Annotated in this window: 26 protein-coding genes and 1 other RNA gene; 9 read left to right on the forward strand and 18 right to left on the reverse strand. The window is 36.0% G+C overall.

Annotation, left to right across the window (positions count from 1 at the left end; all coding sequences use genetic code 11):
* Positions 1 to 56: 56 nt before the first annotated feature.
* On the forward strand, positions 57 to 287 hold the full coding sequence (locus ODE14_RS10400; RefSeq protein WP_248391297.1) for a hypothetical protein: 231 nt from the start codon (positions 57 to 59) through the stop codon (positions 285 to 287).
* Positions 288 to 342: 55 nt separating this feature from the next.
* Here ODE14_RS10400 and ODE14_RS10405 read toward each other — a convergent pair whose 3' ends face one another.
* The 6 genes from ODE14_RS10405 to ODE14_RS10430 all read right to left on the reverse strand — a co-directional run bounded on the left by ODE14_RS10405 (position 343) and on the right by ODE14_RS10430 (position 6,815).
* On the reverse strand, positions 343 to 936 hold the full coding sequence (locus ODE14_RS10405; RefSeq protein ID WP_263601407.1) for a hypothetical protein: 594 nt from the start codon (positions 934 to 936) through the stop codon (positions 343 to 345).
* 40 nt (positions 937 to 976) lie between these two features.
* A complete protein-coding gene (locus ODE14_RS10410; RefSeq protein WP_263601408.1) occupies positions 977 to 1,621 on the reverse strand; it encodes an HD domain-containing protein in 645 nt (214 codons plus the stop codon).
* On the reverse strand, positions 1,621 to 2,460 hold the full coding sequence (locus ODE14_RS10415; protein WP_263601409.1) for an alpha/beta fold hydrolase: 840 nt from the start codon (positions 2,458 to 2,460) through the stop codon (positions 1,621 to 1,623). The genes ODE14_RS10410 and ODE14_RS10415 overlap by 1 nt, the downstream gene beginning before the upstream one ends.
* Before the next feature lie 88 nt (positions 2,461 to 2,548).
* A complete protein-coding gene (locus ODE14_RS10420) occupies positions 2,549 to 3,439 on the reverse strand; it encodes a ribokinase (protein ID WP_263601410.1) in 891 nt (296 codons plus the stop codon).
* A gap of 57 nt (positions 3,440 to 3,496) precedes the next feature.
* Positions 3,497 to 4,132, reverse strand: coding sequence for a DUF4241 domain-containing protein (locus ODE14_RS10425; protein ID WP_263601411.1), 636 nt, complete (start codon positions 4,130 to 4,132; stop codon positions 3,497 to 3,499).
* Between the two features lie 67 nt (positions 4,133 to 4,199).
* Positions 4,200 to 6,815 (reverse strand): valine--tRNA ligase, encoded by a 2,616-nt coding sequence (locus ODE14_RS10430; RefSeq protein ID WP_263601412.1) that lies wholly within the window; start codon positions 6,813 to 6,815, stop codon positions 4,200 to 4,202.
* A 128-nt stretch (positions 6,816 to 6,943) separates the two neighbouring features.
* On the opposite strand from ODE14_RS10430, the gene ODE14_RS10435 reads away from it, so the two are divergent.
* Both ODE14_RS10435 and ODE14_RS10440 read left to right on the forward strand, forming a co-directional pair.
* A complete protein-coding gene (locus tag ODE14_RS10435; RefSeq protein ID WP_263601413.1) occupies positions 6,944 to 7,411 on the forward strand; it encodes a DUF1573 domain-containing protein in 468 nt (155 codons plus the stop codon).
* Positions 7,412 to 7,586: 175 nt separating this feature from the next.
* The gene (locus ODE14_RS10440; protein WP_248391276.1) at positions 7,587 to 8,459 is read left to right on the forward strand and encodes a PPK2 family polyphosphate kinase; all 873 of its coding nucleotides are present in this window, start codon (positions 7,587 to 7,589) and stop codon (positions 8,457 to 8,459) included.
* An 88-nt stretch (positions 8,460 to 8,547) separates the two neighbouring features.
* Here the strand turns inward: ODE14_RS10440 and rnpB are convergent.
* Positions 8,548 to 8,870, reverse strand: an RNA gene (rnpB, locus tag ODE14_RS10445) — RNase P RNA component class A.
* Between the two features lie 170 nt (positions 8,871 to 9,040).
* Here rnpB and ODE14_RS10450 point away from each other — a divergent pair.
* The gene (locus ODE14_RS10450) at positions 9,041 to 9,532 is read left to right on the forward strand and encodes an RNA polymerase sigma factor (RefSeq protein ID WP_248391273.1); all 492 of its coding nucleotides are present in this window, start codon (positions 9,041 to 9,043) and stop codon (positions 9,530 to 9,532) included.
* Entirely contained in the window at positions 9,525 to 10,199 is a 675-nt protein-coding gene (locus ODE14_RS10455; protein ID WP_248391272.1) for a beta-carotene 15,15'-monooxygenase, read from the forward strand. Before ODE14_RS10450 ends, ODE14_RS10455 begins: the two co-directional genes overlap by 8 nt.
* Before the next feature lie 50 nt (positions 10,200 to 10,249).
* On the opposite strand, the gene rpoN is transcribed toward ODE14_RS10455, so the two are convergent.
* From rpoN to ODE14_RS10485, 6 genes are all read right to left on the reverse strand, one after another.
* Entirely contained in the window at positions 10,250 to 11,713 is a 1,464-nt protein-coding gene (gene rpoN, locus ODE14_RS10460) for an RNA polymerase factor sigma-54 (protein ID WP_263601414.1), read from the reverse strand.
* A 159-nt stretch (positions 11,714 to 11,872) separates the two neighbouring features.
* Positions 11,873 to 12,166 carry a type II toxin-antitoxin system RelE/ParE family toxin gene (locus tag ODE14_RS10465; RefSeq protein WP_263601415.1) on the reverse strand — a complete coding sequence of 98 codons (294 nt, stop codon included), beginning with the start codon at positions 12,164 to 12,166 and terminating at the stop codon, positions 11,873 to 11,875.
* Positions 12,154 to 12,369, reverse strand: coding sequence for a DUF2683 family protein (locus ODE14_RS10470; RefSeq protein WP_263601416.1), 216 nt, complete (start codon positions 12,367 to 12,369; stop codon positions 12,154 to 12,156). Before ODE14_RS10470 ends, ODE14_RS10465 begins: the two co-directional genes overlap by 13 nt.
* 76 nt (positions 12,370 to 12,445) lie before the next feature.
* Complete coding sequence (gene asnS, locus ODE14_RS10475) at positions 12,446 to 13,894, reverse strand: asparagine--tRNA ligase (protein WP_248391268.1); 1,449 nt, start codon at positions 13,892 to 13,894, stop codon at positions 12,446 to 12,448.
* Between the two features lie 94 nt (positions 13,895 to 13,988).
* The gene (locus tag ODE14_RS10480) at positions 13,989 to 14,633 is read right to left on the reverse strand and encodes a hypothetical protein (protein ID WP_263601417.1); all 645 of its coding nucleotides are present in this window, start codon (positions 14,631 to 14,633) and stop codon (positions 13,989 to 13,991) included.
* Positions 14,634 to 14,643: 10 nt separating this feature from the next.
* Positions 14,644 to 15,243: a CDP-alcohol phosphatidyltransferase family protein gene (locus ODE14_RS10485; RefSeq protein WP_263601418.1), complete on the reverse strand. Its 600-nt coding sequence runs from the start codon at positions 15,241 to 15,243 to the stop codon at positions 14,644 to 14,646.
* Between the two features lie 110 nt (positions 15,244 to 15,353).
* On the opposite strand from ODE14_RS10485, the gene ODE14_RS10490 reads away from it, so the two are divergent.
* From ODE14_RS10490 to ODE14_RS10500, 3 genes are all read left to right on the forward strand, one after another.
* Entirely contained in the window at positions 15,354 to 16,286 is a 933-nt protein-coding gene (locus ODE14_RS10490; RefSeq protein WP_263601419.1) for an XRE family transcriptional regulator, read from the forward strand.
* A complete protein-coding gene (locus tag ODE14_RS10495) occupies positions 16,283 to 17,086 on the forward strand; it encodes a helix-turn-helix domain-containing protein (RefSeq protein ID WP_263601420.1) in 804 nt (267 codons plus the stop codon). Before ODE14_RS10490 ends, ODE14_RS10495 begins: the two co-directional genes overlap by 4 nt.
* 67 nt (positions 17,087 to 17,153) lie before the next feature.
* Complete coding sequence (locus tag ODE14_RS10500) at positions 17,154 to 18,830, forward strand: serine hydrolase domain-containing protein (RefSeq protein ID WP_263601421.1); 1,677 nt, start codon at positions 17,154 to 17,156, stop codon at positions 18,828 to 18,830.
* Positions 18,831 to 18,883: 53 nt separating this feature from the next.
* Here ODE14_RS10500 and rimM read toward each other — a convergent pair whose 3' ends face one another.
* The 5 genes from rimM to ODE14_RS10525 all read right to left on the reverse strand — a co-directional run bounded on the left by rimM (position 18,884) and on the right by ODE14_RS10525 (position 21,960).
* Positions 18,884 to 19,426 (reverse strand): ribosome maturation factor RimM, encoded by a 543-nt coding sequence (gene rimM, locus ODE14_RS10505; RefSeq protein ID WP_263601422.1) that lies wholly within the window; start codon positions 19,424 to 19,426, stop codon positions 18,884 to 18,886.
* An 11-nt stretch (positions 19,427 to 19,437) separates the two neighbouring features.
* Positions 19,438 to 19,992 (reverse strand): 30S ribosomal protein S16, encoded by a 555-nt coding sequence (locus ODE14_RS10510; RefSeq protein WP_072885130.1) that lies wholly within the window; start codon positions 19,990 to 19,992, stop codon positions 19,438 to 19,440.
* Between the two features lie 217 nt (positions 19,993 to 20,209).
* Positions 20,210 to 20,725, reverse strand: a complete 516-nt coding sequence (locus ODE14_RS10515; RefSeq protein ID WP_263601423.1) for a nitroreductase — start codon at positions 20,723 to 20,725, stop codon at positions 20,210 to 20,212.
* Between the two features lie 122 nt (positions 20,726 to 20,847).
* Complete coding sequence (locus tag ODE14_RS10520; protein ID WP_248391259.1) at positions 20,848 to 21,297, reverse strand: hypothetical protein; 450 nt, start codon at positions 21,295 to 21,297, stop codon at positions 20,848 to 20,850.
* Positions 21,298 to 21,426: 129 nt separating this feature from the next.
* Positions 21,427 to 21,960: an SRPBCC family protein gene (locus ODE14_RS10525; RefSeq protein ID WP_248391258.1), complete on the reverse strand. Its 534-nt coding sequence runs from the start codon at positions 21,958 to 21,960 to the stop codon at positions 21,427 to 21,429.
* 214 nt (positions 21,961 to 22,174) lie between these two features.
* Here ODE14_RS10525 and ODE14_RS10530 point away from each other — a divergent pair, with 214 nt between their 5' ends.
* Positions 22,175 to 24,244 (forward strand): M3 family metallopeptidase, encoded by a 2,070-nt coding sequence (locus ODE14_RS10530; protein ID WP_263601424.1) that lies wholly within the window; start codon positions 22,175 to 22,177, stop codon positions 24,242 to 24,244.
* The last annotated feature ends 48 nt before the right edge of the window (positions 24,245 to 24,292 follow it).

A 24,292-nucleotide genomic window follows, 5' to 3' on the forward strand; every position in this document is an offset into this window, starting at 1 on the left:
TTCGTATTGTAATAATTGTTAAATTAGAAAAAAAATGACAATTAAAAAAAACCAATATGGAAAATGAAATTTGTAAAATAAGTATTTCAACAAACTGGTTGGGAGATGAATACATCTTTTATGAAGACGACAAAATTAAAAGAGTGTACGACAGCAATAGTTTAAGCTCTGATAATACTGAATGGGTAGAGCCAAAACAGATCAGTAAACATAATAAAGATAAAATTATAAAAAACTGCCCGGAAGAATTTAAGGAGAGAATAATGATGATTTTAGATTATCCGTGATTGTTTCATATCATCTTAAAGATAAAAATTCCGGCTTGCTTCGCAAGCCGGAATTTTATTTTCTGTTTTTGATCAATAAGATTAGATTGAGAAAAAGCAGCAGAAAATCAAGTGTTATCCAGATTCCAATTTTAATATTCTCGTAATTGTACTCTTCCACCTGCTTTTTGGCTAGATCCGAAAGTTTAAAACTTTGGTTGATATAATTCCGGATCTCAATAATCTGATCCATATTTTTATTAGGTAATGCATGCTGAGAAAAATATACAAGATTTTTTTTGCCCAGATATCCGGCAATCCAGTATTCATCGGAATTATCCATTTTAAGGTATTCTATACGGTAATATTCCGGACGGATATTTCCGATGTGCTTAGTATCAATTACTTTACCTACTTCGGTATCATTAAGCGTTATAACATAAAAATCCAGGGGTTGAGGAAGTTTATTAATGACCTGCAGAGCAACAGAATCTTCCACAATTCCTACCGCACTTTTTTTTATAAACCAGTAAGTAAAAATGGAAATAGAAAAAACGATGGTAACTATACGAAAAAGTTTTGCCCATTCGGCTCCCTTTCCTCTTTTAATTTTAGACAAAAAAAGAGAAATCACCAAAGTCCAGAAAATCGCCAGAACAATAAATACCATGTTGCAAAGATACTTAATTTAAAAGGCTTTCAGAAGAATATCAGCTGACATTCCACTCTTTATAAAACTGATCAAGAAATTGCAGCATGAAGCGATGTCTTTCTGCTGCAATTTCTTTTCCTTTCCGGGTATTCATAAGATCTTTCAGCAGTAATAATTTTTCATAGAAATGATTGATGGTGGTACCGTTGGATTTTTTATATTCATCTTTCGACATGTTCAGCTTAGGTTTGATTTCCGGATCATACATCAGATTGTTTTTAAAGCCTCCGAAATTAAAGGTTCTGGCAACTCCTATGGCTCCTATGGCGTCAATTCTGTCTGCATCCTGCACAATTTTGAGTTCAACAGGGAGATTTTCAGGAGCTTCTGCCCGGTTTTTAAATGAAATATTTTTAATAATAAACAAAACTTTCTCAATAACATTTTCTGATGTCTGCTGATTTTCCAGAAATTCACGTGAAACTTTTAGAGCCACGGTCTCATCACCGTCATGAAATTTAGGATCGGCAATATCATGAAGCAGCGCTGCCAGCTCAACAACTTCCAGATCGCAGTCTTCCGTTTCAGCAATTTTTTTTGAAAGTTTCCAGACTCTTTCAATATGATACCAATCGTGGCCGGCTTCAGCGCCTTTCAGTTTCTCTTTTACAAATTCTACCGTGTTTTCAATCAGTTTATTCATTATATCAATTCATTTAAAATAATATTCCAGAGTTTGCTGTTATAACTTCTGAAAAAGTTAACGTGTCCTATTTCACCTTTGTCAGACTCTGAAGTTTTTAACAGTCTGTAGGTAGGCTTCAGATTAGGATAGGTATCATTCAGAAGGCTTCTCACGCCTTTTTCAGTGAGCCACACATCATCTTGAGCCCTGATTACCAATACTTTTTGTGTTAACGTTTTAGAATAGTCATCAGTTTTCTCCAATAATCTATTGGTCGATTTCCTGTTTAAAATTAAGGTTCTCCAGTCATATGCGCAATTTTTCGGAAGACTTTCTCCCAATCCAAACCATTGTGCCGGGAAATATCCTAATAAAGCTGTTGTTAATGGCTGCACAATCCCGAATCCTAAATAGGCTTCAATTTTTGTCCTGAATTTTAAATTTCCAACAAAAGCATTTTGCGTTCCGACAAAAACAAATTCCTCAAAAATATCCGAATTTTTATTCATTCCTAAAATTAATGCTCCCACAGAATGCCCAAGACAATATTTTTTATAATCTTTAAAATTAAGCTTTATATATTCAGTGATTGCTTTAAAATCCTCGGATCCCCAGATTCGCATCGAAGCCTTAAAATTCTTTATATTTCGGGGTTTTGAAAGACCAATTCCACGGTAATCATATGCAATTACGGTGAATCCGTTTTCAGCGAGATAGCGGGCAAAAGAAAAGTATACCTGCTGTTTCACTCCAGTTGCGGAATTAATAACCAATAGCTTGCGATTACTATGCACCGGTAAAAATAAATGAGCCGTAATAATAGCCTGGTCCTGTGTTGTAATAAGTAACTTCTCCATAGGTAAAAGAAAAATCCACTATAAAAGTGGAAATTTTAGTTTGGATTCAGCTGTTGTTTTTATAACTTTCGATATGTTCCAAATAGTTTTATAAAACGAAATCTGACAATCTGGGAAGTCCGGTTTGTGAACCTTTTTGCGTAGAAACCCTTGCAGAAACTTCATTTCCGAATTTTACACAATCTTCAATATCATTATTATGACATAATGCAATAGAAAATCCTACAGTAAAGGCGTCTCCCATTCCCATTTTGTAAATTGTACTATCTTTCTCATTCCTGCAGTATTTCATCTCTGTTCCATCGAAATAAACGGTAGAGTTGATATCATCTCTTACAAAAACTTTATTGAAATATTTTTTTAGGATTTCTTCTCTCTGTTCTTCTCCGAAAAGAATATGTAATTCATTACTTTTGACGATAATAAAATCAAGGTTTTCAACCAATTCTTCAGAAAGTCTTTGAGCCGGAGAGGCGTATAATCCTACTTTTTTGCCGTATTTTTTAGCTTTACTGACGGTAAACTCCACAACATCCATAGAAATTTCAAGCTGAAGAAGGATTAGATCCGCTGTCTGAAAATACCGGTCTGCAGATTCTACATGTTTCGTATTTAAATAATTATTGGCAGCAGGTACCACAACAATAGCAGAATTTCCATGGGACGCTGTAACATAAGCTGTTCCGCTTGCATCCTGATCGGTCTCAAAAACGAAATCTACATTTACATTTTCACTGATCATATTTCTCATGATCTGTTGTCCAACGGGATCCTGCCCTACACAACCAACAAAATACACGCTTGCGCCAAGCCTTGCCGTTCCAACAGCCTGATTGGCGCCTTTTCCGCCAAAAAAGCTTTCAGAATGAGTAGCAATAACGGTTTCGTTTTTTCCCGGAACTTTTTCGGTTTCCAGTACAAGATCTATAGAAGAGCTGCCTACAACAATTATCTGAGGATGATCTGATGAAAAATTCATTGCATTTAATACATTAATAGTTGTGTTGGTAATACTGAATATTTATTAATTAAAATCTCAACTAATTTCTATAAATTCAGTTACGATTTTTACAGGCATCCGGTTTTTATCGTAAGCAATATAGCTGGCATAAAATCCTTCACCATATCCTGTTTCAAAGGCAAAAATAGTTCCAGGATGATCTTCCTTAGGTTTTAAAAATGCAAACTGATCGATTGCTCCTTTTTCATCAAAGAAATATTCATGGAAAAACTCTTCGTAAATTCCCATAAAGTCTGCACCTTTACTGTGATACAACCTTTGTTCCAGCTCGTTGAGCCCAGTCTGTGTATCAGCATCCATAAAGCATCCCATACCGCTTTCTACAGGATAACCGAAAACTTCACCTTCCGACAGATCTTTCATATTCTGGCCTTCTGTGGTAGCGAGATTCCATTCGGTAATAGCTTCCTGACTGAAAATGATTTCGGCATATGCTACGCAATTGCTTTCTCTTTCCTTATGCAGCAAAACGGAAAAATCTCCTTTCGGAAATACTGTTGTGAAGGATTTCATATCGTTTGTAATCAAAGGATCACAAGCAACAAGATGACCGCTTGAAAGGTATATTTTTCCAACTTCAAAGCTTTCCAGCAATGGACTTTCCACAAAGTTTTTGGAAAATAACTTTTTTATGTTTTCTACGTGTGTCATTGTTATATTTAGGCTAAGATTAAGGTTCAGGCTAAGCTTGAGACTCAACCTTAACCTAAACCTTTTATTATAAACTTTTCAGCTTTTCTTCTAAAATTGCAATCTTATCGAGTGCATCTTTTTGTTTTTTGCGCTCAACTTCTACGACTTCCGGTTTTGCATTGGCTACAAACTTTTCGTTGGAAAGCTTTTTATCTACAGAAATCAGGAATCCTTTCAGATATTTCAATTCTTCTTCTGTTTTTGCTTTTTCTTCTCCTAAATCTAAGTTTTCACTTAAAGGAATTGAAATTTCCGTTGCACCAACCAGGAATGTGAAACTCGGCTTATCTGTTTTTGTTCCGAAATGAATCTCTGAAACATTGGCTAATTTCTTAATAACGGCTTCGTTTGCAAATTCTGAAGCATTGGTATAAATTTCCGCTGTTTCTCTTGGTGAGATGCCTTTTGTCTGGCGGTAATTTCTTACTCCGGAAATAATTTCAGATGCCATTTCGAAGTTTTTAATAATATCTTCATTAAATGACCCTGCTTTTTTCTGTTGAGCAACAATTAATGCATCTTCAATACTTCTTTCTGAAATGGTTTGCCATAATTCTTCAGTTAAGAAAGGCATAAACGGATGCAGTAATTTCATTAATTCTTCAAAGAAATGAATGGTCTGGCTATAAACTTCTTTTGAAATTCCTTCTCCGTAATTCGGTTTAATTGCTTCAAGATACCAGCCGCAGAAATCGTCCCAGATCAGTTTATAAATCAAATGTAAAGCATCAGAAATTCTGAATTTTTCAAATTGATCATTAATTTCAGCGATGGTTTTATTTAATTTATTTTCAAACCACTCGATGGTCTGAGTTTCTGTTGAGTTGGCCGGTTTATTCTCATGATTCCACATATTGATCAGACGGAAGGCATTCCAGATTTTCGTCATAAAATTTCTTCCCTGAAGCATTAAATCTTCATCAAAAAGAAGATCATTTCCGGCTGCTGAACTCAATAAAATTCCTACACGAACTCCGTCTGCTCCGTATTTGTCCATGAGTTCCAGCGGATCCGGTGAATTTCCTAAAGATTTAGACATCTTTCGTCTCTGCTTATCTCTTACAATTCCTGTGAAATAAACATTTTTAAACGGAACTTCTTTTCTGTATTCCAATCCGGCCATGATCATTCTGGCCACCCAGAAGAAAATAATATCAGGACCTGTTACCAAATCTGAAGTAGGATAATAATAATTGATGTCCTTATTTTCAGGATCCAGCAATCCATCGAAAACCGACATCGGCCACAACCATGATGAGAACCAAGTATCAAGAGCATCTTCATCCTGTTTTAGGTTTTGGATCTCGAGTTCTGCGTTTTGAGTTTTTTCTTTAGCTAAAGCCAAAGCTTCTTCGATAGTCTCTGCAACTACGAAGTCATTTTCGCCATCGCCGTAATAATAAGCCGGAATCTGCTGTCCCCACCAAAGCTGTCGGGAAATATTCCAGTCGCGGATGTTTTCCATCCAGTGTTTGTAGGTATTTTTAAACTTTTCAGGATAAAATTTAACCTCATCATCCATCACCACATCCAAAGCCGGTTTTGCAATTTCAGACATCTTCAGAAACCATTGCACAGAAACTTTAGGCTCGATAACCGCACCTGTTCTTTCAGACGTTCCTACCTTATTTACGTAATCTTCAGCTTTCAGCAAAAGATCTTTTTCTTCTAATTCTTTCGCAATCTGCTTTCTTACCTCAAATCTGTTTTTTCCGGCGTAATGTAACCCATAATCATTAAGATTTCCGTCATCATCCAGCGCATCAATCATTTGAAGATTGTGCTTTTGCCCAAGCTCATAGTCATTAACATCGTGAGCAGGTGTAATTTTTAAAGCTCCTGTTCCGAATTCGATATCTACATACTCATCTTCAATAATCGGAATTACTCTGTTTACAATCGGAACAATTACTTTTTTACCTTTTAAATGAGCATATCTTTCATCATTAGGATTGATACAAACCGCAGTATCCCCGAAAATAGTTTCAGGACGTGTGGTTGCAACGGAAAGAAATTCTTCTGATCCCTCTATGGCATATTTCAGGAAATATAATTTTCCGTTTTGTTCTTTAAAAATTACTTCTTCGTCGGAAATATTGGTTTTTGCTTCCGGGTCCCAGTTTACCATTCTGTAACCACGATAGATGAGGCCTTTATTATATAAATCAACAAAAGATTTAATAACCTGCTGAGAAAGTTTCGGTTCCATGGTGAACCGCGTTCTGTCCCAATCGCAAGAACATCCCAATTTCTTAAGCTGTTCAAGGATTGTCCCCCCGTATTTATCAGTCCATTCCCAGGCGTGTTTTAAAAACTCTTCTCTTGTAATCTCGGATTTATTGACTCCTTCAGACTTCAGTTTAGCAACCACCTTCGCTTCCGTAGCAATGGAAGCATGATCTGTTCCCGGAACCCAACAGGCATTGAACCCCTGCATTCTTGCACGGCGGACCAGAACATCCTGAATGGTATTGTTCAGCATATGCCCCATGTGCAAAATCCCCGTCACGTTTGGAGGAGGGATCACAACAGTGTAAGGCGGCTTTTCATTCGGTTCTGAATGGAAATATTTATTTTCCAACCAGTAATTGTACCACTTTTGTTCTGTTTCCTGTGGATTGTACTTTTCTGAAATCTGCATAAATTCTATTACTTTAATTTACAATTTGCAAAAATAGTCTAAAGAAAAAAAATTTTAAGTATGAATTAAAATAATTTTTAACTTTGTTTCTCAAAATTTATCTAACAACATATTTAATATTCAAGAATATGAAAAAATTAATCGCAGGAATTGCTTTATTCGGAACATTCGCATTGGCATCTGCACAAACGATCACGTTTGATAAAACAACTTTTGATTACGGTACAATCAAACCAAGTTCAGACGGTACAAGATTTTTTACAGTAACCAATACAGGTGACAAGCCTCTTATTCTTTCAAATGTAAAAGCATCTTGTGGATGTACAACCCCTGAATTCAGCCAGGATCCTATCATGCCGGGAAAATCTGCTAAAATCAAAGTTGGGTATAATACTGCCATCAACGGTGGGTTCAACAAAATGATTGAAGTATTTTCCAATGATCCTGCAAACAGCAGAAGCGTAATCTACATCAAAGGAAACGTTGATCCGAACGCTCCGGATCCAAAACCTTTAACTCCTGCTGAATTGAAAGCTAAAGCTAAAGAAGAGAAAAAAGCTGCAAAACAAGCTAAAAAAGCTGCTGCTGCAAAGTAAGCTCTACTCAAAGAATAGAAGAACCGTCTCAGTGAGGCGGTTTTTTTATTATATTTATATAAGGTTTGGCTAAAGTTTAGATATGAGTTTAATGTTTAATGTTTAATGTTTAATGTTAATCTTTTATCTTTTATCTTTTATCTTTTATCTTTTATCTTTAATAACGAATAAAAATATGGACATCAATTTCTCAGATGATTTTTTAGTAAAAGGAAAGTTTTCTATTAAAAAAGCTTCAACACAATACAAAGGGAAACTCACCAAAGAAGAAGGTGAGCAATTACTGATTCAGGAAAAAGAAAAGCTTCGTGAGCTTCAGGAAAGATTATATTCAGACGGTAGCAAATCTCTTCTGGTAGTGCTTCAGGCAATGGATGCCGCAGGAAAAGACAGCATGATAGAACATGTTTTCGGAGGGGTAAATCCGCAGGGCTGTAATGTAACCAGCTTTAAAACACCGAGTTCTAGAGAATATGCACATGATTTTTTATGGAGGCATTACCTGGCTTTACCACAAAAGGGAATGATTGGTATCTTCAACCGGTCGCATTATGAGAGCGTACTTGTATGTAAAGTTCACCCTGAATATAATCTGAACGAAAAAACCTGGAAATCCGTAAAAGATTTTGATGATAAATTTTGGGAAAATCGCTACGAAAGTATCAGAAACTTTGAAAAGCATTTGACCGGAAACGGAACAACTATCGTAAAAATATTTTTGCACGTCTCCAAGGATGAACAGAAAAAAAGATTCCTCGACCGGATCAATGAACAGGAAAAAAACTGGAAATTCTCAGCAGCTGATCTTCCCGAAAGAGCTGTCTTCGAAAAATATATGGAATGCTATGAGGAAGCTATTAATGAAACCTCCAAAGACGGTGCGCCATGGTTTGTACTTCCGGCAGATGATAAATGGTTTGCAAGAGTCGCAGCCATTCAGATTATTATTGATGCGCTGGAGAAAATGAATCTTAAATATCCTAAGCTTTCTGAAGAAGATAAAGCCGGATTAGAAGAAGCTAAAAAACAACTGGAAAGTGAAAAATAAATTTGGATAGAAGATGGGAGCATGAAGATGGAAGTTTTAACAATAATTTTAAACTTCGAGCTTCAGGCTTCTAACCTTCAGCTTAAAAACCACGAGAAAATCTGTAAGCCGGATTCTGTACTTCCGAAGAAGTGCCTGTTATTTATCTGCGTTTTACATTGCTGCAAAACTTTAGCTGATTACCCCTCGGCTTTCAGAGCGGGCAACTCCTATTTTCATTGCTGAAAAGAACCGATATACTTATCATTGCACCACAAAGAGTTTACCTGATTTCACTACAGCCGAACTGTACATCCTTTCTGTTGCACTTGTCCTACCCTCGCGGGTGACGGATGTTATCCGCTTTGCTGCCCTATGGTGTCCGGACTTTCCTACCTCCCGAAACGGGAAATCAACAAGCCGATTTTCTCGTGGCTGCAAAGATAGATAATTTGAAAATTTGACAATGTGATAATTTGAAAATTTTTAATCTGCAAGAAAATGATTTTGGTTTGATGTTATTCATTCATTTTCAAATTACTTAAATTTTCAAATTCTCAAATTATATCATATCTTCGTACCACTAAAATTATACATCTGCATTGGCCTCAAAAGAGAAAGAATTTGCGCAGCTTATTAAGGATAATCAGGGGCTGATTATCAAAGTTTCGCGGCTTTATACCAATTCTTTAGAGGATGAGGAAGATCTTTTTCAGGAAATTGTGTTACAATTATGGAGAAGTTATGACTCATTTAAAGGAAATTCTAAAATTTCTACATGGATGTATCGTGTTGCCCTCAATACAGCTATTACCCTTTTCAGAAAAAAAGCCAAAAGCCTACCTACGAATGAACTGGACATCAATCTCGCCGATTTTATCGAAGATGATGATGAAAAGCAACAACAGGTATCACTTTTGTATACTGTAATAAAAACGCTTCCCAATGTGGAAAGAGCGATTGTAATGATGTATCTGGATGATTTGCCTTATAAGGATATTGCAGAAAACCTCGGAATTACTGAAGTTAATGCGCGTGTGAAAATGAACAGATTAAAGAAAACCCTTAAAGAAAAGATGGAAAAATATGCCTGAATTTGATTTAGACAGCTTTAAGAAGACGTGGCAGGAACAACCTGTTCAAAAAAAATACGATGACAATGAAATCCTTCAGATGCTTAACAGGAAATCGCGGAATTACGTGAAATATATCTTCTGGATCAGCGTAGCAGAATTTTTACTGTTTTCCGTAATGGGAATATTCTATTTCTTTCAGAATGAAGAAGATAACGGCTTTCTCAATATCCTGGAAAAACTGGGCGCCCAAAAAACACCAGAAATTGAAAACAGTTTTGAAAGTATTTATTGGATATTGAAAATATCAAGTGTTATGGTAACTGCATATTTTGTTTTCAAATTTTATCAGAATTACCGTAAAATCAGAATTGAGGAAAATCTGAAAGGATTGATTACAAGAATTCTCACTTTCAAAAAAACAGTTAATGCATTTATCCTCATCAGTATACTTTTACTGGTAGCTTTCACCTCAATCTTTACTATTTTCATATTTTACTCTTTAAATGCACAAAATGTTGAGCCTAAAAGTTCTGAAATGACCATATTTATTATAGGAATCATTGTAACAACTGCATTTTCAGTACTGCTGATCTGGCTTTATTACAGACTGGTGTACGGCATTATCATGAGTAAGCTGGATAAAAATCTTAAACAGCTCCGGGAAATTGATTCGCAGGAAGTTTAATCTAAATTACTAAACATAAAAAAGCACTTCGTTTGAAGTGCTTTTTTTATTTAAAGTTCTTTTCTTAATCTCGCTACCGGAATATTGAGCTGCTCGCGGTACTTGGCGATTGTTCTTCTGGCAATATTATAGCCCTGTTCTTTCAGGATCATTACCAGTGCATCATCGGTAAGGGGTTTCCTTTTATTTTCTTTGCTGATAACTTCCTGAAGATGGGTTTTAATTTCCTTTGTAGAAACTTCCTCTCCATCGTCATTGGTAAGGCTATCTGAAAAGAGGTCTTTTAGATATACAATTCCGTTGGGCGTATCGGCATATTTACTTTTAACCACTCTTGAAATCGTTGAAATATCAAATCCGGTGATATCAGCTACATCTTTCAGGATCATTGGTCTCAATGACTTTTCATCGCCGGTGATGAAATAATCTTTCTGGAATTTTACGATTGCCGTAATCGTTTGCAACAAAGTATTCTGTCGCTGATTAATAGCATCAATATACCATTTGGCGGCATCTAGTTTTTGTTTGATGAATAAAGCCGCCTGTTTATGTTCTGAAGAATTCTTATCATGAGAATACGTAGTTAAAATATCTTTATATTCTTCAGAAACCCTTAAAGTCGGTGCATTCTTACTGTTCAGCATGGGAACTACCTGCCCGTCTTTTACCTGTATCACAAAATCCGGAATGATTTCCTGATTGATGGTAATTGTTTGCGTATCAAAGTTACCTCCTACTTTCGGGGATAATTTTGAAATTTCATCCAATGCATCTCTCAGATCTTCTTCCTCAATATCATATTTTTGAATGATCTTATTATAATGTTTGTTGGTAAGCGCATCAAACTGATATCTCAGAATATTGGCTGCGAGAGAAACCGCTTTATCGGAGCTTACTTTCTTTTCGATCTGTAAAAGCAGGCATTCCTGAAGTCCTCTTGCGCCCACACCCGGCGGATCCAGCTTTTGGATATAGTTTTCAAGAATATCTTCCACCTTTTCTTTAGTAGTATAAATTCCCTGAGAAAAAGCAAGATCATCGACAATCGACTTGATTTCTCTTCTCAGGTATCCGTCTGTATCAAGATTTCCGATAAGATATTCTGCAATTTTTTCGTCTTCTTCACTGATATTTACCAGATGAATCTGCTCCAGAAGATAATCGTAAAGCGATTGTCCTTCCGTTAAAAGGCTTTCGTTATCAAATTCTTCGTCGTCCGGAGAATAGTTGCTGGAAGCGGTTTTATAGCTTGGTTCGTCGTCATAAAGATATTGGTCTACATCAAAATCCGTTTCAATGCTTTCCGTACCCTCACTTTCATAAGATTCTTCCAGAGAGGAGAAATCATCCTCTTTAGATTCTTCTTTCACAATTTCCAAGGCAGGATTTTCTTCTAATTCTCTTTCAAGTTCTTCTTCAAATTCAAGGGTATGAAGCTGGATCAGTTTCATCAGCTGGATTTGCTGAGGGGCCAACTTCTGCCCTAATTTGAGTTGTAAGTGTTGTTTAAGCATAGTACCAGATAGTATTTAACATAACATATTCCACGAATTTAGGAAAATATTTTGATAAAAATAAATTTTAGCACGATTTTTGCATTATCAAGACCATAATAAGCTATTTAAAATAAACAGAAAAGCCCTGAACAATGTTTGTCAGGGCTTTTTCATTATTTATATTTCCAATTTATCAGGATTTCTTCTGTTATCCCAAAAAGCAAGAATTTCAACAGTATTTTCAACTACTCTGTAATAGATAGAAAAATTTTTATCAATCAGTACATATCGTATTCCTTCAATTTCTGATAAGGTGCCGATGTTTGGATTTTTGGAAATAAGTTTTTCTTTCTTTTCAACCTCGATTCGTAATTTTCTGGAATATTTCTGAGAAGAGTTATGAAAATTCCAATAATTTAAAGTATCAGCAAAAGAAAACAAAGCTTTTCTGGTCCACCTTATTTGAAACATTGATTCAAAATTTCTTTAACTTCTTCATCTGTAGCAAACTCTCCCCGGTCTGCCTGCTCAATACCTTCAATCAAACGTTTTTTCTGCCATTGTGTAAGTTTTTCTTCTTTTTCAATCTCGAAATTAATTTTTAATTCCTTTAAAAGTGCCTTTAGCAGATTAATCTGGTTTTCATTATCCGTATGTATTGTAATCGTGCTCATTTCCAAAATTTTAGTAAAGTTAATAAAAAATCCTTCCGTTTTGTTCGGAAGGATTTCAGTATTTTAAGAATATTTTTTAGAATTCTGCATTCTTAGGTGTTCTTGGGAAAGGAATTACATCTCTGATATTCGTCATTCCCGTTACGAAAAGAACTAATCTTTCCAATCCTAAACCAAACCCGGCATGCGGAACAGAACCGAATTTTCTTGTATCCAGATACCACCAAAGCTCATGCTCATCAACATGCATATCTGTCATTTTCTGCTTTAAAATATCCAGTCGTGCTTCTCTTTCTGAACCACCGATAATTTCGCCGATTCCAGGGAAAAGAACGTCCATTGCCGCAACGGTTTTACCGTCTTCATTAAGCTTCATGTAAAATGCTTTGATCTCTTTCGGATAATCAAATAAAACTACCGGACTTTCAAAATGTTTTTCCACCAGGTATCTCTCGTGTTCAGACTGAAGATCGGTTCCCCAATTTTCAACAGGATACTGGAATTTTCCTTTTTTATTTTCTTTAGAATTTAATAAGATTTCAATCGCTTCCGTATAAGAAACTCTCTTGAAACGTTTTGAAACCACATTTTCAAGTTTTTCGATAAGACCTTCTTTCGCTCTTTCTTTCTCCGGTTTTGATTTTTGCTCTTCCGCAAAACGCTTGTCTAAGAAATCAAGATCGTCTTTACAGTTATCCAAAACATATTGGATTACATATTTCAGGAAATCTTCTGCAAGATCGATGTTATCTTCAAGATTATTGAAAGCAACCTCCGGCTCAATCATCCAGAATTCCGCAAGGTGTCTTGTTGTGTTTGAATTTTCCGCACGGAACGTAGGACCGAATGTATAAATTCTTCCCAATCCCATTGCCGCCGTTTCTCCTTCAAGCTGTCCCGAAACCGTTAAGTTGGTTTTTTTTCCGAAGAAATCCTGTGCAAAATCAATATCTCCCTGTTCGTCTCTAGGAATATTGTTTAAATCGAAGTTGGTAACACCAAACATTTCTCCTGCTCCTTCTGCATCCGCTCCCGTAATGACAGGTGTGTTGATGTAAAAGAACTGATTCTGGTTAAAGAAAGAATGGATGGCAAAACTCACCGCGTGACGTACTCTGAAAACCGCTCCGAATAAATTGGTTCTGAATCTTAAATGAGCCTGCTCTCTTAATGTCTCCAGGGAATGCTTTTTAGGCTGAAGAATGGTTTTGTCTCTTTCTTCCGTAAAGTTGTCTCCCAGAATTGTAATTTTCTTCGCAAGGATTTCCACAGCCTGTCCTGCTCCCTGGCTTTCCACCACTTCACCTACAATTTTAAGGGAAGCTGCTGTACTGATTTTAGAGATGATCTCCTCATCAAAATTTTCAAAATCAACAACAATCTGCAAATTATTAATCGTAGAACCATCATTAAGTGCAATGAAACGATTGGCACGGAATGTTCTTACCCATCCGTAAACCGTAATGTCATGATGTAATACTTTCTTGTAATCCTCAAGGATTTCCTTAATTGTCTGCTTTTTCATTTGTTGATTCAATTTTTTATGTAAAAATTAATGAGTGCAAAGGTACAAAAAACGTTTTAAGACATAAATAGTTCTATTCGTTTAATTTTGATATTTATTGTTGGTAAATTGGGTATTGCATATAATCTAAAAAACCATTTGTTTCGTAAAGTAGGTCATAACCCTGTTCCGTTAAATAATAATGACAGACCTTTACTTCATTATTCCGTTTCGGGAAAGTCAATACTGCGGGACAAAGCTTTGCCTTATCAACTGTCATAGCAAAGACTTCATAATCGTCATTTATTTTCTTTCTGCTGAAAATTCCCAATGATCTGTCGTTTATAAATCTTGCTGTCATTATATCTTTTACAGAATAGGTAAAAAGCTCATATTTTATTCCCTCATATTTTGCACAATTTTCATTCATCGTAGAAGAAATGGTGAGAGAATCTTTTGTAATATTTTTAATAACACCCGATCTGTATCTTTTTCCGTCCCGGAATTCCAGATCATAAATTGCTTCCATTCTCATGGCAAACCCTTCTTTTGAGGGCTTCCAGCTTTTTGCCGGATCAATAATTTTCCCCTTCTTTTGAACAATTAAAACATATCCCGGTTCATATTTACAGTCATAATATTTTTTATAATGTAATTCATAATCCAGACTGTCCTGAATTGTTTTAAACTGTCCATTTACATATATTCCGGATGTAAGAAAAAGTAAAACGATAGTGAATTTTGCTTTCAGCGTTTTCATATGATTAGATTTAATTAAATAAAACTGTTTTCTTTGTATGTTTTCCTTTTCTGATTTTCCAGGCATGGAAAGAGCTTGGGACGTCATATTGCCATTTCGGGAGAATGAGAATAATGAGAATCACATCAATATGTGCTACAAATCCGAGAACAACCGTCAGGTAAAATGCCCATCCCGCCTGTTGAAATCCAATAAGATAAGTAAATGCAGTAAGCAGACTAAGCCCCCACATTTTTGACAAAAAGGCGTGGGTACATGTTTCTTTTCCGAATTTCAACCAGCTTACGATATAACATAAAGCTTCCATTCCCAGAATTATAATGACGCCAATCCATTCATCTTTTATTAAATCAGGATTTAAAAAATAAACAGCAAATCCTAAAGAAAGCCAGAAAATCATATCGGTCTGACTGTCCATTCTCCTTAGTCTTTCAGAAGAAACTCCTGTTTTCCGGGCGATTATTCCATCGAAAATATCCGTTAATAATCCGAAATACATCAATATCAAAATTAAAAACCGGGATTTTTCACCCATGAAATAAGATAAACAAAAAATGACAGGTGCAAGAACAAACCGTAAAGCGATTAAAATATAAGGTAATGTTTTCATAATAATTTGTTGAATTTTAAAATTATACTTCAAAATTATTAATGAAAAGCAATAGAATAAATGCGGAAAAAAATTAAAATAAATCTCTACATTTGTGAAAATCGCAAAGCATGCATCAGGAACTTTTACTCAGGCAGATCCGTACAAAAATCGGAAACAAATCTTTAAATGATGAGATTGCGAATATTCTAAATATCAGCTACGATGCCGCACACCGGAGAACCTCCCTGAAGGCAAAATTCAGTTTTGAGGAAGCAGTGGAGCTGGCCAAATATTTCCAGATTTCTTTAGATCAGTTTCAGGTTTCCGATCATCAGATTATCGCAAGAAAAACCTCAGCCGTAACCCAAACAGAGGATCTGGAGTCTTTTTTCAGAAACAACCTGAAAGTTTTTGAAAATCTTCCGCTTAGCCATGAGATGACCATTTATTATTCCGCGAAAGACATTCCTTTCTTTTACACGCTTTCCGATACACTGCTCTCCCGTTTTAAGGTGTATGTCTGGATGAATCTTTTAAATGCCAAACAGGTTTTTATTCCTTTTTTAGACTTCTCTCCTCCAGATTTTGAATGGAATACTAAAGAATTGCGAAAAATATATGAAGAGCAGAATGTAATTGAATTATGGAATGATATGACTGTTTCCAGCGTTTTGCAGCAAATTGTTTATTATTGCGAAACCGGACTTCTGAAAAGGAATGAAGCAGGAATTATCCTGCAGGAACTAAAAGAATTAATAGAATATATCGAACAGAAAACCGAGAACAATCCGAAATTCCATTTATATGAAAATGAACTGATGCATCTCTCCAATGACATTTTTTTCCATCATCCCCAACAGTCTCTTTTTGCCATTCCCACCAATATGTTCGGATATATATTGATTAATGATGACAAAACCTGTAAAGAAACACAGAATTATTTTGAGCACCAGATCAAAAACTCAAAATCGCTGAATACCTCCGGTAATCGGGACAGGAAAAAGTTCTTCAATAAAATATATCTGCAGATTGAAGATTTAAAACACATAATTACGCTATGAAAAATCTTCGCAACGGTGAGTTTTTCGGACAAACCACTGAAACTTTGCGCTTCGGGGGATTAACGATTACAGATACGGAATATACGCACGCCTTCGTAGACTGGCATTATCACGAAAACCCTTATTTCACCTTTTTGCTGCAGGGAAATATGACCGAAGGCAATAAAAAAGAAATATATGACTGTGCAGCCGGAACACTGCTTTATCATCACTGGCAGGACTCACACTACAATACAAAACCTGATGTGTTTACAAGGGGTTTTCATATTGAAATTTCGGAAGATTGGTTTGAAAAATTTCAGCTTTCAAAAGATAAAACACAAGGAAGCTTTAATATTAAAAATCCGGCAGTAAAGCTATTGATGTACCGTATTTTCAAAGAAACAAAAAGCATTGATAATTCTTTTGAAATATCGACAGATCAAATCCTGCTTGATATTTTTCACGAAATAGCCGGCCTGAAAACCAGTAGAGAAAAAAATCCTTTGTGGGTAAAACAAATCGACGAGATTCTTCATGAAACTTTTATGGAAAAATTGAATTTATCAGACCTTGCAAAAATAGTAAACATTCACCCGATCCATCTGAGCAGGGATTTTAAGAAATATTTCCATTGTACCTTAGGAGAATATCTCAGGAAATTAAAAGTGGAAAATTCTTTGAAAATCCTGAATGAATTTGAGTCTTTATCGGAAGTTGCACTGGAATGCGGCTTTTCCGACCAAAGTCATTTTATCAGGTGTTTTAAAGAAAATATAGGTATTACACCTTTAAAGTATAGAAATATTCTGAAGAAATAGCAATGTTAATTTCATTCTATTTTCTACAAAAGGGAAAGTCTAATTTTGTCAGATAAAAAAGATATTCATGTCTACATTCTCAAAACAATATAAATTGTATCTGACTTTATTGTTATCGATAATATTTCAAATGTTTTCTTTTGGTCAAAAAGTAAATATTGTCGAAACGGAAGATATAAAAACAGAATTACAGAAAAATAATACCGGGAAAATATTTTTTACAGATAAGAGAATCGGAGACCATATTTTACAGCAGAAAGATTTTTTAGATTTCTACACGCTTACCAACAAGAGCAATCTTTTTTTTGTTGCTTATTTTGATAATTCTCTGACCAATTATAAGCATTTTCTGGCACCTGAAATTCCTTTAGATTCATTATTCAAAAGCGGAAATTATCAGTTTACATTGTTTGTGGACGGAAAAGAAATTTATAAAAGTAATCTAATGCCGGGAGCTCCACAACCTGAAATTCAGGATAAGGCTACTTCGTTAAACCGACCTTTTATCGATAATTTGACCGGTCAGGGTTCCTGGAGCGAATCTTTTTGGAATCGTTTTCTTCATAATGGCGGAAATCAGGCGCTTTCGGATGGCAGTCATACTCTGAAAATGGAAATCCGACCTTACGTAAAAACCGAAACTATAAAAACAGGCGAAATAATTGCCGCGGGAAGTCTGAAACTGAACGTGGCAAGAAATCCAAAAATTGATATTTCAACAATTACTTTAAATAAAATAGTTCCTTACAATGGATTTTTTGTTTCTAAGGAAAAATACAATACAGAAAAAATAAAATTACTGAAAGGGTCAATAAATGAAGGAATATTTAAAAAGATAAACAGTATTGTTGTGATAAAAAACGGAGGGATATTAATTGAGGAATATTTCAATGGCGAAACCAGAGAAACGCTTCACGACCCCCGCTCTGTCGGGAAATCATTGACTTCAACTTTGATGGGGCAAGCAATTTCCGAGGGTTATATCAAAAATGAATTACAACCGCTTAAAACTTTTTATCCGCTTCATCAATTTGCAAATTTCAGTACAGCCAAAGAGCAGATTACCATTAAAGACCTTTTGACAATGAGTTCCGGATTGGATGGAAATGATGAAGATAGTAACAGTCCCGGAAACGAAGAGAATATGTACCCCACTTCAGATTGGGTAAAATTTGCGCTGGATTTGCCTTTTCAGGAAAAACTTAATCATCAATGGCACTATTTCACTGCCGGAGTGGTTGTTTTAGGAGACATTCTTGATCAATCTACGCCTAAGGGTCTAAAGAATTATGCCGATGAAAAGTTGTTTAAACCTCTTGGAATCAATCATTATGAATGGCAATATACCCCGCAAAATATTCCAAACACAGCAGGTGGAATTAAAATGAACGCATTGGATTTCGCAAAGTATGGTCAGCTTTATAAAAATGGCGGGATTTGGAACAAAAAACAGATTCTTTCCCAAAAATGGATCAACAGAACTTTTACAAAACAAAAACAAATAACCGGTAGGGATAACGAGTATTACGGTTATCTATTCTGGAATAAAAGCTACCAATCAAAAGGCAAATTATACGAAGCATACTATTGCGCAGGAAATGGTGGAAACTATATCCTTGTTTTTAAAGACCAGCCATTAGTGATTGTAATTACGGCAAGTGCCTATGGACAACCTTACGCCCATTCGCAGGCTGATAAAATGATACAGGATTATTTATTGCCCGCAGTGTTTGAACAAAAGTAATTTGAATAAGTAACTTGTGGATAAGTGAATGCTTAAAACTGAATTTTTAAGATTTATTCATCTTTTTTGGAAGGAACCAGAAAAACATCGATAAGTCCTTCAGGAAGCTGCATTTTAATGAATTTTTCTTCTCTGTTTACTTCAATAATCCAGTCTTTGATGATAGGAATTACCACTTCTTTGCCGTCGAGATTTGTAATAAAGTAGGTTTGTGCAGTCTGATCATTTACAGATCGTATTACGCCGCAGTCGTTATCATTTTCATCCAGAATATTATACCCGATGATCTCATGATAGTAAAATTTTTTCCCCGAAAGTTTAGGTAAGGTGGAAAGCGGTAAATAAACATTCTTACCTAAAGACTGATCTACCAGCGCTTCCGTAGAATTTTTAAATAAAATATTCAGCGCATCAGATTTGCTCCGGGATGATTTTTCAATAAAAAAAGGAACCAATAATCCGTTGATTTCAACGAATATTGATTCCAATTTATTGTAAAGCTCGGGCTGGTCGGTATCCAGTTTAAGGATAACATTTCCCGCAAGTCCGTGTCTGCGTGTGATTTTTCCTAATAAATAGCAATCTTCTTTACGCATACAGGGCTTTCTTACGCTTCAGTGTTTTCTTCTGTAGATTCAGCAGCAGCTTCTCCTTCTGTAGTTTCTTCAGCAGGTGCATTTGCAGCCTCTTCAGCAGCTTTGGCATCAGCTTCAGCCTGTGCAGCAGCAGCGATTCTCGCTTCGTTTACTTTAGCTTCAGCGTCTAGAGCAGCTTTTTTGGCATCAGATTTAGCTGTAGCCAAACCTTCTACTTTACCTTGTACTTTAGCTTCCTTAGCTTCTACCCAAGCATTGAATCTTTTTTCAGCTTCAGCTTCATCAAAAGCTCCTTTAGCAACACCACCTTGTAAGTGTTTTTTGTAAAGAGCACCTTTGTAAGAAAGGATAGCTCTCGCAGTATCAGTTGGCTGAGCACCGTTGTTTAACCACTTTACAGCAGAATCAACATTTAAATCGATTGTTGCAGGGTTAGTAATTGGGTTGTAAGTTCCTAACTTCTCGATGAATTTACCATCTCTTCTAGCTCTTGAATCTGCAACCACGATGTGGAAAAAAGGTCTTCCTTTAGATCCGTGTCTTTGTAATCTGATTTTTACTGACATAATGTTTGAATTTTAAGGGAACTCGTCCCAGTTAAATATTTTAAGAGTGCAAAGATAATAAAAAAGTTTGAAGTAAAAAGACACAAATAAAAAGTTTTGTCAATTCAGTTTATTTTCAGGAGCCGGGAACCTGCTCTCGCTACTCGCTTTTTCTGTTTTCGGGGCGGCAAAGCCGCCCGAAAACAGAAAAGAGCTCAGACATGCCGCTCGATCAGGGCTATTCTTGCAGGTTACCCAAATAAAATAGGCCCAGACATTTCTGGTTTTCTTCAATAGTTAGGGATTCTTGTAAATGATCTACTAATTTCGGGGAGCTCCAGTAGCATCCAATCTGATGAGCTGTACAGGTAAGGTACATATTCTGAACCGCCATTGAAACGGCGGCAATTTCCTCCCATTCCGGAACCATTGCACTGAAATTAACAACAATAGAAACAACGGCATCTGCTTTATTAATTTTAAAACCTATGTCATTGTATTTTTTTTCTAAAAAAAGTTGTTCCGGTTGCGTAGCTTTATAGATTGCCTGCATTTCCGAGGCCAGTTTTGCTTTTTCTTCCCCTTTAAAAACCTTAAAACGCCAAGGTTTTGTACGCTTATGATTGGGCGCTAATGTTGCTGAATGGAGTATTTCATCAATGATTTCCTGTGAAACTTCCGTATCGGTATAGTCTTTTGGAAAAACGCTTCTTCTTTGTCCTATGATTTCTTTTAAAACTTCTGCTTTATTCATAGTGCAAAATTACAAAAAAGACACAGAAGTGAGATGTTAACAGTGAGAAGTGAGCAGTAAGAAGTAAGAAGCTTAGCAAAAATACGTTTCACTTTTCACTTCTCACTTCTCACTTCTTACTATCATAAAACTTCAATAATTTTCTGATGGATTTTATTCAACGTGAACTCGTCGCCTGATTTCATGCCCATCATTTTCTTTGCCATCGGGCTTTCTGAGGAAATGGCGTAGAACCGATCGCCTTCAAAAAAGAACTCCCCAAGCGAAACTGAAATATAAAACCTGGCTTTATTCGTAATCACCAGAGAACCGAGCTGCACTCTTTCCGTAGAATTATTCAGTACTTTGGCCATATTCCTTCTCAAATCATTTAGAGCTCCCAACTGTCGCTGCATCTGGTAAATTTCTTCCTGCATTTCCTCGCGCATGCTGTCATATTTGGGAGTTTTTTTTATATCGCGGCTTGCTTCCTGAGTGAATTCAATAAAGTTTTTAAGCTTTTCTATTTTCTCGGCAATTACGGTTTTTACATAATCTCTTATGTTATTTTTCTCAAACACTATCTTCTCCATACATCGAATCTTTATATAAAGATAATATTTTTTTAAATAATATTCATTCCCCTTAAGATAACAATTATAATTCAATCAATCAAAAGAATAGTAAGAAAAAAGCCCTGCAGAAATTTGCAGAGCTTCGTTTTATTTTTCAACTAATTTTTTGAGATTGTTTAATCCTTCTTCATAAGACTTTCCCATCTGGTAATCCATCATCGGCCTCATGATTTTCATCCATGTTTCCTGCTCCGTATCCATAGTCCAGGTTACATTTGTATCGTTTCCTTCAGGAGAAATTGTAATTTCAGAAGTAGCCTGTCCGTCAAACGGCCTTTTAAAAATCATTTCTGTTTTTTGCTTTTGGCCCGGGACAACCTCTTTAAGTTCCTGACAGCCCGCTCCGGCTTCATCATTTTTACTGTCCCAACAGTATTTATCACCAACTTCACCGGAATTTCCAGAATAAGTAATTTTCATATTCGGATCCAGTTTCATCCACGGATTCCATTGATTAAATGCCTGCATCGAGCTTACCTGCTGCCATACTTTTTCTTTCGGAGCTTTGATAACCATCGATTTTTCGTAATGATAATTGCTGCCGAAAGCAATCATGGCAATTACTACATACACAACAATTAGAAGGATTATGACACCCAGAATTTTTAAAATTGTTTTCATAGTTCTGTATTATTTAAAGTTATTTTTTTTCATCATGCGTATTCTTTATTGCTGTCAAAAGTAATCAATTCTTCATTATCTTCTCTTCGCATATGACAAGATTATTCTACACCGTCAATTTTGTCACACCTTCTTTCTCAGGCATTATTTTTGAGCAATTTTCGGTGTCGGTTCGGCAGAATTATTACTTTTACAAGAATTAAAAAATTAGAATATGAATATTTTAACGGAAAAATTTAATACACCATATCATTCAGCACCATTCAACAAAATCAACAATGAAGATTACCTTCCCGCATTTAAAGAATTGATAAAAAAATCGGAAGAAGAAATTGATGCTATCGTTAACAATCCCGAAGACCCTACTTTTGAAAATGTTATTGAAGCATTGGCATATTCCGGAGAGCAGCTGGATGTAGCTTCGAATATTTTTTTCAATCTGAACTCTGCAGAAACAAGCGACGAACTACAGCAGATCGCCCAGGAAGTTTCCCCGATCTTAACGGAGTATTCTTCAAAAATCTCTCAAAATGAAGCCCTTTTCAACAAGATAAAAAAAGTATACGACGAAAAAGAAAAATACAACCTGAATGAAGAGCAAAAAATGCTTTTAAATGAAACTTATAAAGGTTTTGTTAGAAGCGGCGCTTTACTGAATGAAGAAGACAAGGAAAAATTGAAGAAAATCAGCATGGAACTGTCTGTAAAATCGCTTCAGTTCGGGCAGAATGTGCTGGCTTCAACCAACAGTTATTTCAAACATATTACCCATAAAGAAGATCTTGCCGGAATTCCGGACGCCATTCTGGAACAATATGCCGAAGAAGCTAAAGAAAGAAACCTTGAAGGATGGGTGGTGACACTGCAGTATCCTAGCTATATTCCGTTTATGACCTATGCTGAAAACCGTGAACTGAGAAAAGAAATTGCCTTGGCGAATGGTAAAAAATCTTTCGACGGCGGTGAATTTGACAATCAGAACTTAATTAAAGAATTACTGAATTTAAAACAACAGAAAGCAGAATTATTAGGCTATAAAAACTACGCAGATTATGTTTTGGAAGAAAGAATGGCAAAATCTCCTGCAAAAGTCATCGATTTCCTGAATGAGCTTTTAACCAAAGCAAAACCGTATGCTGACAAAGAAATTGAAGAATTGAAATCGTTGGCCAAGACTGATGGAATCGAAGAAATACAGACTTACGACCATGCTTATTATGCAGAAAAGCTTCGTAAAGCAAAATTTGATCTGAACGATGAGGAATTAAAGCCATACTTCCCGTTAAATCAGGTTCAGGATGCCGTTTTCGGATTGGCTGAAAAACTTTTCGGATTGAATTTTGAAGAAAGAAATGATATCCCGAAATACCATGAAGATGTGAAAGTGTATGAAGTAAAAGAAGTCCTGCACTCTACTCAGAATGACAATATGCCAGAAGCCAAAAGCCAGAAGCCAAAAGCATTTAAAGCCCTGCTTTATGTAGACTATTTCCCAAGAAAAGGCAAAAGAGCCGGCGCATGGATGACGAGCTATAAAAACCAGTATCAAAGAAACGGTGAAAATTCCCGTCCGCATATTTCCATTGTCTGCAACTTCAGCAAACCGACGAAGGACACACCGAGCCTGCTGACATTCCAGGAAGTAACCACTTTGTTCCATGAATTTGGACACGCGCTTCACGGAATGCTTGCCGATACTCAATATCCTACTCTTTCGGGAACTTCTGTAAAGTGGGATTTTGTGGAATTACCTTCGCAGTTCCTGGAAAACTTCTGCTATGAACCGGAGTTTTTGAAAACTTTCGCCAAACATTATCAAACCGGGGAAGTGCTGCCGGATGAAAAAATTGAAAGAATAGCACAATCAAAAAACTTTATGGAAGGGTATCAAACCTTAAGACAAATCGGTTTCGGATTGCTTGATATGAATTACCATACAAAGGTTGGAGAACTGGAGAGTAAGAGTGTGAAAGAATTTGAAGATGCTTACACGAAAGCTACACAATTATACCCCGCAAACCCCGAAACAGCGATGAGCCCGAGTTTCTCGCATATTTTCCAGGGCGGATATTCCGCAGGATATTATTCTTACAAATGGGCCGAAGTTCTGGATGCCGATGCTTTCCAGTACTTTAAAGAAAACGGAATTTTCAATCCTGAAATTGCCGCAAAATATAAAGTTCTTCTTTCTTCCGGCGGAACGAAAGACCCGATGGAACTGTACAAAAGTTTCAGGGGAAGTGAGCCGAAAGTGGAAAGTTTACTAAAAAGAGCATTTGGATAAAAATATTTTAAACCATTAAGCACCATAAGCTTAATGGTTTTTTATTTA

This window comes from Chryseobacterium sp. PET-29, from assembly GCF_025736815.1.
Taxonomy (GTDB): domain Bacteria; phylum Bacteroidota; class Bacteroidia; order Flavobacteriales; family Weeksellaceae; genus Chryseobacterium; species Chryseobacterium nepalense.